Source organism: Nostoc sp. FACHB-152 (genome assembly GCF_014697475.1).
Lineage (GTDB): Bacteria > Cyanobacteriota > Cyanobacteriia > Cyanobacteriales > Nostocaceae > Nostoc_B.
Window position 1 is genome coordinate 179,870 of sequence record NZ_JACJRV010000004.1, and the last position, 16,179, is coordinate 196,048.

The window sequence follows — 16,179 nt, forward strand, 5'->3', positions numbered from 1 at the left end:
GTTTAACACTGTTTGGCTGCGGATGGGTCGCCAATAGGATGTAAATCCCCTTCCCAAATACTGATATAAATTAAATCACAAGATTGACGCACAATTTGTCCTTTCATAGAACCTAGCGTAAAACTAAAATCATCTCTCTGACGCTGTTGAATTTGTTGTAGTCCTTGCTGAATTTTTGAAGTAGCTTGTCCGTTTAACATTCCACTTAAAGTATTTTGCATCACCTCTGGGTCTACTGATTGAGCAAAAGCCGCTTCGGTTTGCACTAATCTTCCAGATTTACGGTCGAAGAGATAGCCTAAATCTACTTGGTTTGGTACTACTTTGTAAGTCACAGCACGAGTATTTCCCCACAAGCCTCTCAAATCTCTACTTTTTCTTCCAAGAGTGGCTTCTACCGTGCTTCTAGCTGTACCTGTAGGAAATGCGGGAACGCTTGGCTTGTTTGTACTTTCTTTTTTTTTCTTCTCTGGCTCTTCTGGTGGTATAACTGGTGCTTCTGTTGTAGGAATTACAGCAGGTTGGTTATCTGTTGTTTTTGGTTGGTCTAATGTAGCCGTTGGTGTAGGAGTCGCAGAAGTTACAGGTTCTTCGTTGGTTATTGCTGGTGATTGATTAGAGGAAGTTGTATCATCATTAGTCGGCAAAGGAGCAGGAATTTGTGGTTGCTGTATTGGTGTGCTGGGTGTAGCTGAAGGGAGTGCAGCACTAGGTTGACTATCAGGTTCTAGAGATGGAAAGGGCGACGCGGCAGGGTTAGAATTTGTAACAATAGGTATTTCTGGCTGTTGGGTACGAATTAAGCGAGAAATTGTGATACCAGCAATTAAACCGCCTGCTATTAAGCCACAAAGTATCCAAACAGACTTGCGTGAATTTGTTGCAGAAATTTTAGTAGGCGTAGATGATGGCTGAAATGGCTGAATTCGCTGCGTTTGCGCAGTCACAGCAGGACTGAAGCTAATAGTGTTGGAGGTATGATTAGTAGCTGTGGCAGAGTTTAAAGCATATAGCATTTTACTGGCAGTGCTGTAGCGATCGCTCGCCTGCGGTCTAATTGCCTGATTCAGCACCACAGCCAGTTGTGGCGAAACTTGTGGCGCGTAATTCTGCCAAAGAATTTCCCCGGTTTGCTGATTAGTTGGTAATTCTGATGGTGATTTGCCAGTTAATAAATAAATTGCTGTTAAACCTAAGCTGTAAATATCTGTGGCATAAACTGGTCTTCCTATAGCTTGTTCACTCGGCATATATCCAGGCGTACCAATAACCAGCGATTGAGTTGGATGACCTGGAGTTGCAACTATTGTACGTATTGTTTCTTTAACAGCACCAAAATCAATTAAAACTGGCTTTTGATCAACAGCACGGAGAATAATATTATCTGGTTTAATATCTCTGTGAATTATGCCTTTGCTATGCACATAATCTAATACTGATAGCAGATTTAAAAGAATACCTCGGACATTAATTTCACTTTGGCAACCTTGGGCGGCAACAATTTCTGTTAAAGTTTGCCCATGAATCCATTCTTGAACGAGGTAAAATTTTCCATTCTCTAAAAAGTAGGCGTAAAGTCTAGGAATTTGGTCACTACTTTCACCTAATACTTCTAACGTTGCTGCTTCTCTTTCAAACCTTTGCTGAATTAGTTTATAAGTTTGGGTGTCATTAGTTATTGGTTTGAGTTGCTTGATTACACAGCGACGGCGAGAAGGCATATGGGTATCTTCTGCCAGAAACGTATCACCAAACCCACCAGCACCGAGTACCTGAATAACTTGATAGCGATTGTTCAGTAAAATTGTGGTCATGAACCGTTACAAGCGCACAAACGCAATGCTTTATCGTCAATATTTGCCCTCTTTAAATGTACATTACGAGATAAAAACAGATAATGTTCCGTCTCTATAGCACTAATTATTAACAAGATGGCTGTATTATCAGTACCACATTTTGGGAGATATAAAGAGCAAATATAAATGCCTTTTGATGTATTTAATTTTATTCAGTATTCTAATATCAAGCTAATTAGCACCACTAATTACCCACCGATTATTATCTGTATCCCATGAAAGTGAAAAACGTACAGAACCCTGTACTTGTTTGCCGCTTTTCATGAAGTATGTCAATAGAGCATCAACTGTAGCTGTTTCTGCATTAGTTTCTACTAAATTTACTTGCTCAACACTAACACTTCCTACTTGTCCTCTCCACCAGCCAAGGTAAGAATCATAACCTTGAGGATGAAGACGTTGATTATTTTGATATCGAGGAGATAGCAGATTCCACGCATCTTGATATTGACCCTCATTAATAGTTGCATAATAGTCTTGCACAAATTTTTCAGGAGAGGGTCTATCTACTTCTGGCTGTGTGGATGAAGGCTCTTCAGCAGATGGAGTTTCGCTAACAATTGGTGTGGGAGGTTGAGAGCTAATAGGTGGTGGAGTATCTTCTTGGTTATTTGTAGAAGTTTCAGAAGGCTCAGGTGATGGAGTAGTTACTGGTGGAGTATCTTCTTGGGCTTGGTTATTTGTAGAAGTTTCGGAAGGCTCAGGTGATGGAGAATCTATTACTTGTGCTTGTTCGTCGCGGCTGGCGGGAACATCACTTTGTGATGGTGTAGACTTTACAACTGATTGATTTATTATATGGAGAGCAACACCAATCGCTACAGCAGCACCCATTAATCCGCCAACAATTCCCAGTAAAAATCCCTTATTTCCATTGTTTTGATTAACAGACTGCGGAGTGGGTTGAACACGTGGACTAACGGCAACTGTATTTGGTATTGTTGCAGGCGTTGGTGTAGGAAGTACTGTTGGCGGAAAACTGACTGTTCCTGTTTGCAAAGCTTCCAGCATTTCTCTAGCTGTGGCAAAACGTTCTCTGGGGTGGTAGGCGATCGCTCGATCAATAATTCCTGCTAGGGTAGGACTTACACTCAAAGCATAGCTACGCCAAAGAATTTCTCCAGTGCGAGGGTCTGTTTCTAATTCCTGTGGTTGTTTCCCCGTCAGCAAATAAACTGCTGTCATTCCTAGACTGTATATATCACTGGAATACATCGGTCTACCTGCGGCTTGCTCACTGGGCATATACCCAGGTGTCCCAATCACAATCGAACTGGTAGGATTGCCTTGAGAATTGACTACCGTTCCCATTGATTCACGTACCGCACCAAAATCAATCAGTACTGGTTTACCATCACGATACCGGACAATAATGTTATCTGGCTTGATATCGCGGTGAATTATCCGTTTAGAATGCACATACTCTAAAACGGGTAATAAATTAAGCAACAAGTCTCGCACGGCACTTTCACTAAATAAACCCTGCCGTTTAACTTTTGTGGTTAAAGTTTCGCCTTCAACCCACTCTTGCACTACATAGAATTGTCCTGAAGACTGGAAATAAGCATATAATGTCGGAATTTGGTTAGTAGAGCCGCCCAAATCTTCTAAAATTGCTGCTTCCCGTTGAAATCTTTCCTGTACTAGTTGGTAAATTTGGGGATTATTTTGAATTGGTCTTAGCTGTTTAATTACACAGCGTCGTTTGGAGGGCATATGAGTATCTTCTGCCAGAAATGTCTCTCCAAATCCACCACTACCTAATGTTTCTAGGACTCGATAACGGTTGTTTAGCAGATTTTCCATAAATTAGTGCCAATCTATAAATATTAAATTATTTATTATGTAATTTATATTTTTACTGATTAGCACTTACTTAATGATTAATATTAAATAAAATTGTAAACAATTTATTTTTTAAAATATCTTAGTTGATAGCGGTCTTGATATTTGGCGATGTAATCAATATTTCGCTGCTCTAATTTAGAAAGTAATTTTGGCGGAAATTTCTTGGGTGAGTATGTCGGAATATACCAAGGCTGATTATCAAAGTATTCTTGTAAGCCTGGAGTCTCAAAACGGCGACCATGACGAGCGAAAATGGAATTTCTCATTATGTCTAAGGTAAAACCATCTTTACCATCTAAATCTGCATCTGTTACAGGTCTTCTAGATAGCCAAAAATAATTTTCAGGAGTTTTAACAATATCTGGCAGTGTCGATGTAGTGGAAGGTGAGGGAGTAAATTCTGGACTTTCTGATACTTGCGCTAATGGTGTTGGTTGAGAAGTTTGGGGAACTTTTGAGGTTGAATTTATGGGAGTTTCAACAACTGTAGGTGTGGTATTAGACGGTGATACTGATACATTTTGCTCGGCAATAGGTTGAGGGGATTTTGGAAAAACTTGAGTAACAATCACAGCTGCACCTATTAGCCCACCTGCAATCAAACCACCCATCAGTAAGCCATTTTGATTATTGCTTTGAGTTGATGGTTGAGGAGTTACAGGAATTGTTGGAGGTTGCGGTTTTGGGATTATTGGTTGTGTTGGCGGTATTGGGTTAGTTACTTCTTGCAAAGCATCTAGCATTGCTCTTGCGGTAGGATAGCGATCGCGTGGATGATAGGCGATCGCCCGGTCAATTACATCTGCTATGTTGGAACTAACATGACTGGCATTCTGTCGCCACAAAAGTTCCCCAGTCTGGGAATCTGTCTCTAATTGTTGTGGTTGTCTCCCAGTTAACAAATAAATTGCTGTCAGTCCCAAGCTATACAAATCGCTAGAATACATCGGTCTACCTGCGGCTTGCTCACTCGGCATATATCCAGGCGTGCCAATCACAATCGAACTGGTAGGTAACCCTTGAGAATTTACCACTGTTCCCATTGATTCACGCACCGCACCAAAATCAATCAGTACTGGTTTACCATCTCGATGGCGCACCATGATGTTATCTGGCTTAATATCACGGTGGACAATTTGCCTGGAATGCACATAATCCAAAACAGGTAAAACGTTTACCAATATTTCTTGGATTACGCTTGCACTAAATAATCCTTGCTGCTGAACTTTGGCTGTTAAAGTCTGGCCTTCCACCCATTCTTGAACCAAATAGAATTGCCCTGCTGCTTCAAAGTAAGCATACAATTTTGGAATCTGATCATTACCACTACCAAGTTCTTCTAAGATTGCAGCTTCCCGTTGAAACCGTTCTTGCACCAGTTGATAAATTTGCGGATTATTTTGAATCGGTCGTAGCAACTTAACTACACAACGGCGTTTAGAAGGCATATAGGTATCTTCTGCCAAATAGGTTTCACCAAACCCACCAGCACCGAGTGTATTAATAATTTGATAGCGATCGTTCAGCAGCTGTATTGTCATTGCAGGTTGCAAATTGTCACTAGTGGCAACAAGCAGATATTTGTATCAATTATTTCTGCTATGCCGTACTACGCTAGTATAGCCGCCCTCAATGATTTTTATACTCGTTGTATACTTGGAACTTTTTACACTCCTCCTTTCCGGTTACAGGATTACTATTTTTTTCTAACTTTGTGTTGCGCCAGTGAGGGAGTCTGGCGACCAAACGCACTGGCTTCTCTGCGATTCTGCGGTTCGTTAAAAAATTGCTATTTAATTTTTTAATTTCATTTCAAATCTAATAATCCTTCTTCTTTCAATTTAGGATTAAAGCGGAGTTCTATCTGTAAACCACGATCTGCTAAAAATTTTAAAATTTCAGCCTCCACTCGTCGTGCAACATTTTTGATAATTTTCATTTGTGCTAATTCATCATTATTAGGGTTCTGATAACTTAACTGTTCCTCGGATGTCATTAAAGCTTTTACATTAATTGGTTGCGTCCATTTCTCTTTATTCTTCCCATTTCCCAAAGGAACACTACCATTTTCTTCAATCCAGGCACTTTCAATACTTTCTAAGGCACTACGGCTGGGGCGTTCAATAGTTTGAGTTTTTATCCAATAACATTGTTCTGGTTGACGAATTAAATGCTGTTTCAAACTCAAATATACATCCCTTGAATATCCCACAAATTGCAGCAATTTACTTTGATTAAATATTGCATATACACCTATTTTTCCTGTCAATTGCTCTGGCAATTGTCCATTTTCATCAATATATGGTATGTATTCTAAACTTTCTAAAGATGAAGCATTTATTTCGTTACTCATAGATCAAAACAGATGCAAACATTACTAACAATATCAAATTGATATTACAGCAGTCCTAAGCTGTTACACACATAATTTGTACATTAAGACCGCAGGAGAGCAGGGGCGGGAGAGAGAGTGAAGTTGAAGTTTTTCTATTAAATCAAAAATATGCAAGTTAAATGTGGAACAGCTTACTAAGTTGGGATTTTAACTTCAGTTCAAGTTAAGGACTTAAATTCGCTCACTTGGACGAAAAAATCAGGCTTTTACGCTGTCAAAACCAAGGACAGAATAACAGTTTCAGCTTATCTCGAACTTGGTTAAAAAGAAAAAGGCAAAAGAAATTTGTCTTTTGCCTTTTTAATTAATGATTAACTTTCAATTTTAGATATCGAAATCATCCTCGTCGTCATCTTCCTCATCGTCATCGTCATCGTCATCTGCTACGAGGTCATGAACTTCATCGGCGATTAAATCATCTTCATCAAGAAATGACCCTGTAAGACGACTACCATATGTCCCTTCTGTTAGGGAAGGTGTATCTAGATTGTAAGCACGAGCGGTGCGATCGTCTAACACCATATCTAGGGGATCATCAACTTCATCCAAGACACTTGTAGTGTCCAGAGTTGCATAATCATCGATCGCACCGGGTTCATCATAGGTATTGTATCCAGTACCCGCCGGAATCAATCGTCCGATAATTACGTTCTCTTTCAAACCACGCAGCCAGTCGGATTTCCCTTCAATAGCTGCTTCAGTCAAGACCCGTGTTGTTTCTTGGAAAGATGCAGCCGAGATAAAGCTGTCTGTGTTCAAAGATGCTTTGGTGATACCCAACAATACTGGTGTGTATTGAGCGCGCGCACCACCTGTAATTGCCATTGCTTCGTTGACTTGTTCAACTTGGCGTAATTCTACCAACTCACCCGGAAGCATTGTAGTGTCTCCACCATCATCAATCCGCACTTTGTTGGTCATCTGGCGCACAATTACTTCAATGTGTTTGTCGGCGATATCAATACCTTGGGACTGATACACCAATTGCACTTCGTTCACCAAGAATGTTTGCACCTTCTGCAAAGCATGGCTGGCGCAAGCGTAGACTCCATCCTCAGAACCTAAGCTGAAGAAGATTTCCAGAATTTCGTGGGGGTTAGATGGGCCATCAGTGATTGGTTGTCCGGCTAAGACGTGAGAACCATCGGGTACGATCAGGTTTTGTCCTGGGCCAAGGGGATAGTCGGTGACTACACCATTAGATTCCACAATCTTGACAGCGATCGCTTCATCGCCATCACCATAAACTACCTTAACTTCACCAGCCCGGCGTACTAAAATACACGCTTCTTTTGGCTTCCGAGCTTCCAGAAGTTCTTCAATCCGTGGCAAACCTTGAATGATGTCTCCAGTTTTGGCACGTTCAAATACCAACAGCACTAAGTTATCACCGCGCTGTACTAAATCACCATCTTCAATCTGCAACACTGCACCAGGGCTGACTCGGTAAGGACGACCAGCACGAATAGTCACAGTATATTTCTGGGTACTGAGTGCTGATTCCTCACCAGATGCTGCCGGAGCCGCATTCTTAATCTCTACAATTTCCCCAGATTCTTCTGCAAATACTCCCGGAGTAATTTCGGCACCTTCGACCATTAAATCGCCGACTTTCACTTTGGGTTTAGAGGCAGTAGTCATCGTAATCATATCGCTGTGACGCAATACTAAGCAACGGCGCACTGCTTCTATACCTTTTTGGACACCCCGTACAATACCGCCTTCTTTACACAAGATTTGGGTACGTGCGACTACAGCACCAGGGGCAATAGTTAGTCCATCTTGAACTTCCAGACTTGTCTGGGTACTACCTTGGGTGGCATCAGCCACAATGTCACGACGAACTACTAATGACTCCAAAATTACTAGCTGTAAGCGTTGTATATCTGGGTCTTCGGCATCCGCCACCAATTCAATATCTGCTGCTAAAGGAGAAGCATTATGGTCTTGTTCACCTTCTTGCTCAATTTCTAACACTAGCTGAGTACGTAGCAGTTCCACACCTTCTACCGATTTGACGCGTTCAGCATCTTTGTAAGGTAGACGTTGCACTGCTCGCAATTGAATTGAACGTCCAGTTTGCTGACTAACAGATGTTGTAGAAGGCACATCTGGGGTGTTGGGTACAGCAAATTCAACTACCGGACGGCTCAACAATGCTGGGCCTTCGGGAGACTCTACATACTGGATGTAGCGCAATTCTGTAAAGGTTTGTCCTAACAGTTCTTCTCCTGGCTGGACAAAAGTGTTATCTCTGCCGATGACAGCTTCAGGATCATCAACCATCAGCAGTTCACCGGGTTTAATGACTACTTCCCGCAGAATGTCATTTTTCTGAGTGACTTCTACTACACCACTGTTTTGGCAGAAGATATCTTTAACTACTTCCGAGCCAGCTTCGACAAACTGACCATCTTCAACCAACAGCAAGGAAATATCTTTATTAACTTCATGGGTTTCTTCAGGAATCCACAACATTGTGCCTCCCTGTACCACTTCATAACCTTGCTTGGCTTTGCCTTTCTTCTGAACTTCTAGCCCAGCGAATTTCAAAAAGCCACCAGTGGTAGTGCGATAGCGGTCATCGATTAACTCAGCAACTACTTGACCATTTTGCACTTTAGTGCCAGGAGTAGCTCGGAGGTTAAATTCTTGGTTGTTACCAGTGGATATGAGATAGTTGTTCCGTCCTTGAGAACTATTGACTGTAACGGTTGCTTGGTCTAAAACTACCGAAGCTGTGATGATTTCAATTTCTCTAGTATTCTTGCCTGGTGTAGCTTCCGGTAAACGTACCACACCACCGTGCTGACTGGTCAGTTTGGTTTCAGCTAAAACGCCATTACTAGCAATGCGATCGCCATTGTTAACTACCAATTCTGCACCAGGAGGCAAGTTATAAACTTCCCCAGATAGAATCCAAATCAAACCACCTCGTGATGCTGTGGTTGTGGTGTTACCTTGACGGTCTGTTTTTTGTTCAGCAACGACATCGGCAAATTTGACTTCTCCAGCCAAGTCAGTGGCCACATCTTTGACCGCTTTTTCCGTGTTGGTACGAGTTGTCCGACCCCCAATCGCTACTTCTGCCAGTAACTGTCCTTGTTTTACCTGCTGACCATCAACTATATATAGTGTTGAACCTTGGGTAACTTGAATTTCTTGGGCAACGGGAGTTTCCGAACCTTCTTTCTTGGGTTCTAACATCAAGATGCCGTTAGCTTCCACATACAAAGCATCTTCACCGTGGCGTGTACGGTAGGGTCTTGTCCGCAATTTCCGGGGAATCTTGACTGTCCCAGCCATTTTAGAGCGCACTTGCTGGGCTACTTCCCCAGTGAATACACCCCCTGTGTGGAATGTCCGCATGGTTAGCTGAGTACCGGGTTCACCGATACTTTGAGCAGCGATGATCCCCACAGCTTCGCCCAAGTCTACCATCTTGGCGTGAGCCAAACTCCAGCCGTAGCAGTGTTGACATACAGAACGTGCGGCTTCACAAGTCAGAGGCGATCGCACCACAACTTCTTTGACCCCAGCTTTTTGAATTTCTTTGGCCAAGTCATCAGAAATGGGGGTGTTGCGTGGTGCAATTACTTCTTTGGTTGTAGGATGTACTATATCTTCTCCCACGACCCGTCCCATCAAACGAGTTGCTATAGGAATCAAAGTTTTGCTACCTTCTGTCATCGACTGTAGGGCTAGACCTCTGTTAGTACCACAATCGAATTCTCGAACAATCACATCCTGAGATACGTCTACAAGACGACGGGTCAGATAACCAGAGTCAGCCGTCCGTAAAGCTGTATCTACCAAGCCTTTACGCGCGCCGTAAGAGGAAATAATATATTCCGTTACAGTCAACCCTTCCCGGAAGTTGGTTTTAATTGGTAAGTCAATAATTTCCCCTTGCGGATCTGCCATCAGTCCCCGCATTCCCACCAGCTGCCGGACTTGGGAGATATTCCCCCGCGCCCCAGAGAACGCCATCATGTACACAGAGTTGAGGGGATTGGTTTGCTTAAAGTGGGTGACTACCTCATCCTTAAGAGCTTCACTAGTACCGTTCCAAGTATCAATTACTTTTTGGAAGCGTTCAACTTCAGTAATTTCTCCCCGTTGATAACGAGCTTCTGTAGCGCGGATTTCTTCTTCTGCTGCTTCCAGAAGACTGCGCTTACTAGGTGGTACCATCAAGTCATCAACACTGATGGAAACTCCGGCTCTAGTAGCATAACGGAAACCCAAATCTTTCAGCTTATCCGCCATTACAGCAGTTCGCGCCGTTCCGTAGTGCGTAAACGCCCAAGAGATAAGATTTCTCAGCTGACCTTTATCAACTACGCGATTGCGAAAAACTTTTTTTTCGTTAGTCATTAGTCTATTAGTCCTTGGTCAATAGTCAATAGTCAATAGTCATTTGTCAATGGTCATTTGCCCTTTGCTCATCACAAATGACAAATGACAAAGGAAAAATAACTAACTTGCTAGTGCTTCCTGAATTGCCTTGTTGTAAATTACGCGGCCAGGTGTTGTGCGTATGTACTGAGAAATCAAATTACCTTCGGAGTCTTCCCGGACTCGGCGGTACTTGTACAGTAACGTCCGGCTACCGTCACCGTTGTCGGTTACTTCTAGAGGTTCTGTATCTGGTTGGTCTGATTCAATGTCACCATCAAAACGCACGTATATATAGGCGTGTAAGTCTATTTGCTGTTGCTCAAAAGCCATAATTACGTCTTCTAGCGAAGCAAAGTATTTACCTGCACCTTTTGTAGCGTGGGGATTTTCTGCTGTTAAGTAGTAAGCTCCCAATACCATGTCTTGGCTAGGCGTAATAATTGGTTTGCCTGTAGCTGGCGACAAAATATTATTAGAAGCCAACATCAACAACCTTGCTTCCGCCTGACTTTCCAAGGACAGTGGTACGTGTACCGCCATTTGGTCTCCGTCAAAGTCAGCGTTAAACGCTGGACAAACTAGCGGATGCAGTTGAATTGCTCGTCCTTCCACTAAAATTGGTTCAAAAGCCTGAATCCCCAATCTGTGTAGCGTTGGTGCGCGGTTCAGCAGCACTGGGTGTCCTTCAATCACTTCCTCTAGGACATCCCAAACACTGGGATCGGAACGAGAAATTAATTTTTTCGCTGCTTTAATGTTGTTAACCATACCGCTACGAATCAGGCGGTTGATCACAAACGGTTGAAATAGCTCAATTGCCATTTCTCTAGGTAAGCCGCACTGGTGAATATTCAGCTTCGGCCCAACTACAATTACAGAACGTCCAGAGTAGTCAACCCGTTTACCCAACAAGTTTTGTCGGAAGCGTCCTTGCTTACCTTCAATAATGTCAGATAAGGATTTTAGCGGTCGGTTATTAGCACCAACTACTGTACGACCTCGACGACCGTTATCAATTAGCGCATCTACTGCTTCTTGCAGCATCCGCTTCTCGTTCCGCACAATAATTTCTGGGGCCAAAATTTCTTGCAAGCGTGCCAGACGATTGTTGCGGTTAATAACGCGTCTGTATAAATCATTTAAGTCGCTGGTTGCAAACCGTCCACCATCTAGTTGCACCATTGGGCGCAAGTCAGGCGGAATCACAGGAATAACTGACATTACCATCCACTCTGGTTTGGAACCAGTAGCAATGAAGTTATCAATTACCCGCAGACGCTTAATTAGTTTTGCCCGTTTTTGTCCTTTGGCAGTACTAATTTCTTCACGTAAATTTTCTGCTTCTTGCTCTAAATTAATATCAGCTAGTAAGCGCAACAGTGCTTCAGCACCAATACCTACCTCTACCCCTTGTAAGATAGAATCTTCACTGTAGATTTGGTCTTCAATTTCTAACCACTGATCTTCGCTCAGTAGTTGCTTATAGGTTAGAGTTTCAGCATTACCAGGACTAAGAACAACATAAGAGTTGAAATAAACTATTTGCTCTACATCCCGCAAAGGCATATCTAACAGGATGGCAATATAGCTAGGTATGCCTTTGAGATACCAAACGTGCGCCACTGGTGCAGCGAGTTTGATGTACCCCATACGATGACGGCGTACTCTAGACTCAGTAACTTCTACACCACAGCGTTCACAAACAATACCTCTGTGTCTTACTCTCTTATACTTACCGCAATGGCATTCCCAATCTTTTGCAGGGCCAAAGATCCGTTCACAAAATAAGCCATCCATTTCGGGCTTAAGAGTACGATAATTAATCGTTTCGGGCTTGGTGACTTCACCTACTAATTGACCATTGGGTAGGGTGCGTTCTCCCCATTGTCGAATGCGTTCTGGCGATGCCAAACCGATTTTTACGTAGTCAAACTGATTAGTTTGGGCTGATCTCATACGGAAATATCAAGTATGAAGGATGAATTATGAATTATTCAATTTAGGGTTAAAGGTCAAGGATGAATTACTTGCTATTAGACATAAAGGTTGAAAGATAATTCAACCTTTATGCCTTCATCCTTATTTACTCATCGTCGTCCAACGATTCACGAGATAGAGATTCGTAAGTTGGTCGCGGTGGTGTCCGTCGGGCTGCTTGGTCTGCCATTAAATCGACTTCTACATCCAAGGAACTACCGTCTGCTTGTGTTTCTACTTTATGAACAGCAATATCTAAACCTAAAGATTGCAGTTCTCGCATCAACACTTTAAAGGATTCAGGTGTACCTGGACGAGGAATGGCTTTACCTTTAACGATCGCATTTAACGCTTCGTTCCGCCCCTGCATATCGTCAGATTTAACTGTCAGCAATTCCTGCAAGGTGTAGGCTGCACCAAAGGCTTCCAACGCCCACACTTCCATTTCTCCAAATCGCTGACCACCTTGTTGTGCTTTACCACCCAAGGGTTGCTGAGTAACCAAGGAGTACGGGCCTGTAGAACGGGCGTGAATCTTGTCATCCACCAAATGCACCAGTTTCAGCATATAAGCTACGCCGATGGTGATTGGTCTATCAAAGGGTTCGCCTGTACGACCGTCAAACACCATGATTTTGCCAGGATCATCTGGGTTGTATACCCAGTCTCTACCTGTTTCGTCCCGCGCTTCTTGCAATTTGCCATGCACAATTCGGCGGGATGATTCTTCGCCATACATTTCATCGAAAGGAGTAATCTTAAACCGCACTCCCAAGGTATGACCAGCCCAACCCAACAGACACTCAAATACCTGTCCAACGTTCATCCGGCTAGGTACGCCCAGGGGGTTAAGTACGATGTCTACTGGTGAACCATCTGGTAAGTAAGGCATATCTTCCAGTGGCAATATCCGAGAAATAATCCCTTTATTACCGTGGCGACCTGCCATTTTGTCCCCAACTTGGATTTTCCGCTTTTGCGCGACATATACGCGCACTACCATGTTGGCTCCCGGTGGCAATTCATCGCCTTGTTCACGGGTAAACAAGCGCACGTCAACTACTCGACCTTTTTCTCCGTTAGGTACACGCAAAGAGTTATCACGTACATCCCGCGCTTTTTCCCCGAAGATGGCACGTAAGAGTTTTTCTTCTGGTGGTTGGTCAGATTCACCTTTAGGTGTAACTTTACCTACTAAGATGTCTCCTGATTCTACCCACGCCCCAATGCGGATAATGCCTTGTTCGTCTAACTGGCGTAAAGCATCTTCCCCGACGTTGGGAATTTCTCTAGTGATTTCTTCTGGGCCAAGTTTTGTTTGTCGAGCCTCAATTTCATATTTTTCAATGTGAATTGAGGTGTAAACGTCATCCTGTACCAACCGCTCAGAAATCAGAATCGCGTCTTCGTAGTTGTAGCCTTCCCAAGGCATATAGGCGACTACAATATTTTGTCCTAACGCTAATTCGCCACCTTCTGTGGATGAACCATCTGCTAGTACTTGTCCAGCCACAACCTTTTCACCAATTCGCACCAAGGGTTTCTGGTTTAAACAGGTATCTTGGTTAGAGCGTTGATACTTAGAAACGGTGTACCGAATTTCTGGCGCATTGGGTTTGGGACGCACCCGGATTTCCGTCGCATCAACGTAGGTGACATCCCCATCAGTACGGGATACAATTACCATCCCGGAGTCTCTCGCACCTTGAGCTTCCAAACCAGTTCCGACTAAGGGACGCTCTGGTTTGAGCAAGGGTACTGCTTGGCGTTGCATATTGGAACCCATCAGCGCGCGGTTAGCGTCGTCATGTTCCAAGAAGGGAATCATGCTAGTTGCAACCGATACAATCTGTACTGGAGAGACTGCTACGTAGTCTACCTGTTCTGGTGTTGTGGTGGAGAATTCTTGACGGTAACGTACTGGTACTTGCGGCCCAATAATTAGACCATTTTCATCAACAGGTATGTCTCCTGGTGCGACCCGCAGATCGTCTTCTTCATCGGCGGTCATGTAAACGGGAGGTAGATCAAATCTTACCCGCGCGTTCTCTACAGGCCGGAATGGCGTTTCTAAAAATCCGTACTGGTTAACACGGGCATGGGTAGCCAAGGAACCAATCAAACCAGCGTTGGGGCCTTCTGGGGTTTCAATGGGACAAATCCGTCCGTAGTGGGAGGGGTGAATGTCTCGCACCGCAAATCCTGCCCGTTCTCTAGTCAAACCACCAGGTCCTAAAGCGGAAAGTCGGCGTTTATGGGTCAGTTCTGCCAGTGGATTAGTTTGATCCATGAACTGACTTAATTGGCTGGAACCAAAGAATTCTTTGATGGCTGCTACCAATGGTTTGGGGTTCACCAAGGATGCTGGGGTGAGAACTTCCGCATCAGATACGGTCATCCGTTCTCTGATAATCCGTTCTAGGCGGTTTAAACCTACCCGTACTTGGTTTTGCAGCAATTCGCCCACGCTTCTTACACGACGATTGCCTAAGTGGTCAATGTCATCTATACTACCAATGTCATATTCCAGGTTGATCAGGTAATCTACAGCCGACAAAATATCGCCAGGGGTCAGCACGCGCATGGTGTCGGGAACTGATAACCGGAGTTTTTTGTTAAGTTTATATCGACCAACACGACCCAAGTCATAGCGTTTGGGATCGAAGAAGCGAGAGTCTAATAGTTGTTGTCCACCTAGTACGGTGGGTGGTTCACCAGGACGGAGTTTGCGATACAACTCCATGAGGGCTTCTTCTTCTGAGAATTGCCCTTCTTTTTCGATGGTTTTTTGGAAATATTCTGGGTGGCGCAGGGCATCAAAAATTTCATTATCTGATAAACCCAAGGCTTTCAGGAGTACCTGGGCTGAAAGTTTACGGGTTTTGTCGATGCGTACCCACACCAAGTCGTTACGGTCTGTTTCAAATTTTAGCCATGCTCCCCGGTTGGGAATCAGACTGGCTGAATAAGTACGTCGCCCGTTTTTATCGATTTCTGATTTGTAGTAAACTCCAGGCGATCGCACAATTTGGTTGACGATTACCCGCTCGGCTCCGTTAATAATAAAGGTGCCGCGATCGGTCATTAACGGCAAATCACCAATAAATACTTCTTGTTCTTTAATGTCCCCTGTTTCTTTGTTCAACAGGCGTGTGGGAACATACATTTGGACTGCGTAGGTGCTATCCCGCCGTTTTGCTTCTTCTACGCTATACTTAGGCTCCTTAAGTTTATAGTTCTGACCTAAAAAGTGCAGCTCTAATTTACCTGTATAGTCTGTAATAGGACTAAAGGAGTTAAGTTCTTCTATCAGCCCTTCTTCTAAAAACCAGCGAAAACTCGATCGCTGGATTTCAATCAAGTCGGGCAACAAAAAGGCGGGTTCCATATACTTGTCTTTATTCATGCCTCTACCTTTGTCAACCTGGTTAAACTTTTAGAGGACACTGCTGTGGGACGCTTCCTTCTACCAGCCAGTGTCCTTAGCTGTTAGGAACTACTCCTTGTGCCACCTGCTATTTATTTCTGCGGTCTCCCGCAGCCATTTTTTAATCTGAACAGGGTGATTTTGCCAAGGGGGGTAAACGCCCTTGTAAACAGTCAATAGCTATTAAAATCCAGCTATTACCTTGATTTCTCAACAATAGAGGGTTGAGATATTTCTGCATATGGTTTCTTTTCCTCACTTCCCCTCCCAAAAAC

The 16,179-nt window shown here is 43.5% G+C and carries 5 protein-coding genes and 1 pseudogene; all 6 read right to left on the reverse strand.

From position 1 onward, the window contains the following. Positions 1–2: 2 nt before the first annotated feature. Positions 3–1,814, reverse strand: coding sequence for a serine/threonine-protein kinase (locus H6G76_RS06000; RefSeq protein ID WP_190696912.1), 1,812 nt, complete (start codon positions 1,812–1,814; stop codon positions 3–5). Positions 1,815–2,027: 213 nt separating this feature from the next. After that, positions 2,028–3,662, reverse strand: coding sequence for a serine/threonine-protein kinase (locus H6G76_RS06005; protein ID WP_190696914.1), 1,635 nt, complete (start codon positions 3,660–3,662; stop codon positions 2,028–2,030). 104 nt (positions 3,663–3,766) lie between these two features. Then, positions 3,767–5,245 (reverse strand): protein kinase domain-containing protein, encoded by a 1,479-nt coding sequence (locus tag H6G76_RS06010; protein ID WP_190696917.1) that lies wholly within the window; start codon positions 5,243–5,245, stop codon positions 3,767–3,769. Between the two features lie 266 nt (positions 5,246–5,511). Continuing rightward, on the reverse strand, positions 5,512–6,057 hold the full coding sequence (locus tag H6G76_RS06015) for a GIY-YIG nuclease family protein (RefSeq protein ID WP_190696920.1): 546 nt from the start codon (positions 6,055–6,057) through the stop codon (positions 5,512–5,514). 366 nt (positions 6,058–6,423) lie between these two features. Next, positions 6,424–12,456, reverse strand: a pseudogene (locus H6G76_RS06020) (DNA-directed RNA polymerase subunit beta''). A gap of 127 nt (positions 12,457–12,583) precedes the next feature. Beyond that, complete coding sequence (gene rpoB, locus H6G76_RS06030) at positions 12,584–15,883, reverse strand: DNA-directed RNA polymerase subunit beta (RefSeq protein ID WP_190696928.1); 3,300 nt, start codon at positions 15,881–15,883, stop codon at positions 12,584–12,586. Positions 15,884–16,179 lie beyond the last annotated feature (296 nt).

What these genes read in the sequence shown, in the direction of transcription:
- H6G76_RS06000 (WP_190696912.1), bottom strand. Translation starts at nt 1,814, where the DNA reads ATGACCACAATTTTACTGAACAATCGCTATCAAGTTATTCAGGTACTC.
- H6G76_RS06005 (WP_190696914.1), bottom strand. Translation starts at nt 3,662, where the DNA reads ATGGAAAATCTGCTAAACAACCGTTATCGAGTCCTAGAAACATTAGGT.
- H6G76_RS06010 (WP_190696917.1), bottom strand. Translation starts at nt 5,245, where the DNA reads ATGACAATACAGCTGCTGAACGATCGCTATCAAATTATTAATACACTC.
- H6G76_RS06015 (WP_190696920.1), bottom strand. Translation starts at nt 6,057, where the DNA reads ATGAGTAACGAAATAAATGCTTCATCTTTAGAAAGTTTAGAATACATA.
- rpoB (WP_190696928.1), bottom strand. Translation starts at nt 15,883, where the DNA reads ATGAATAAAGACAAGTATATGGAACCCGCCTTTTTGTTGCCCGACTTG.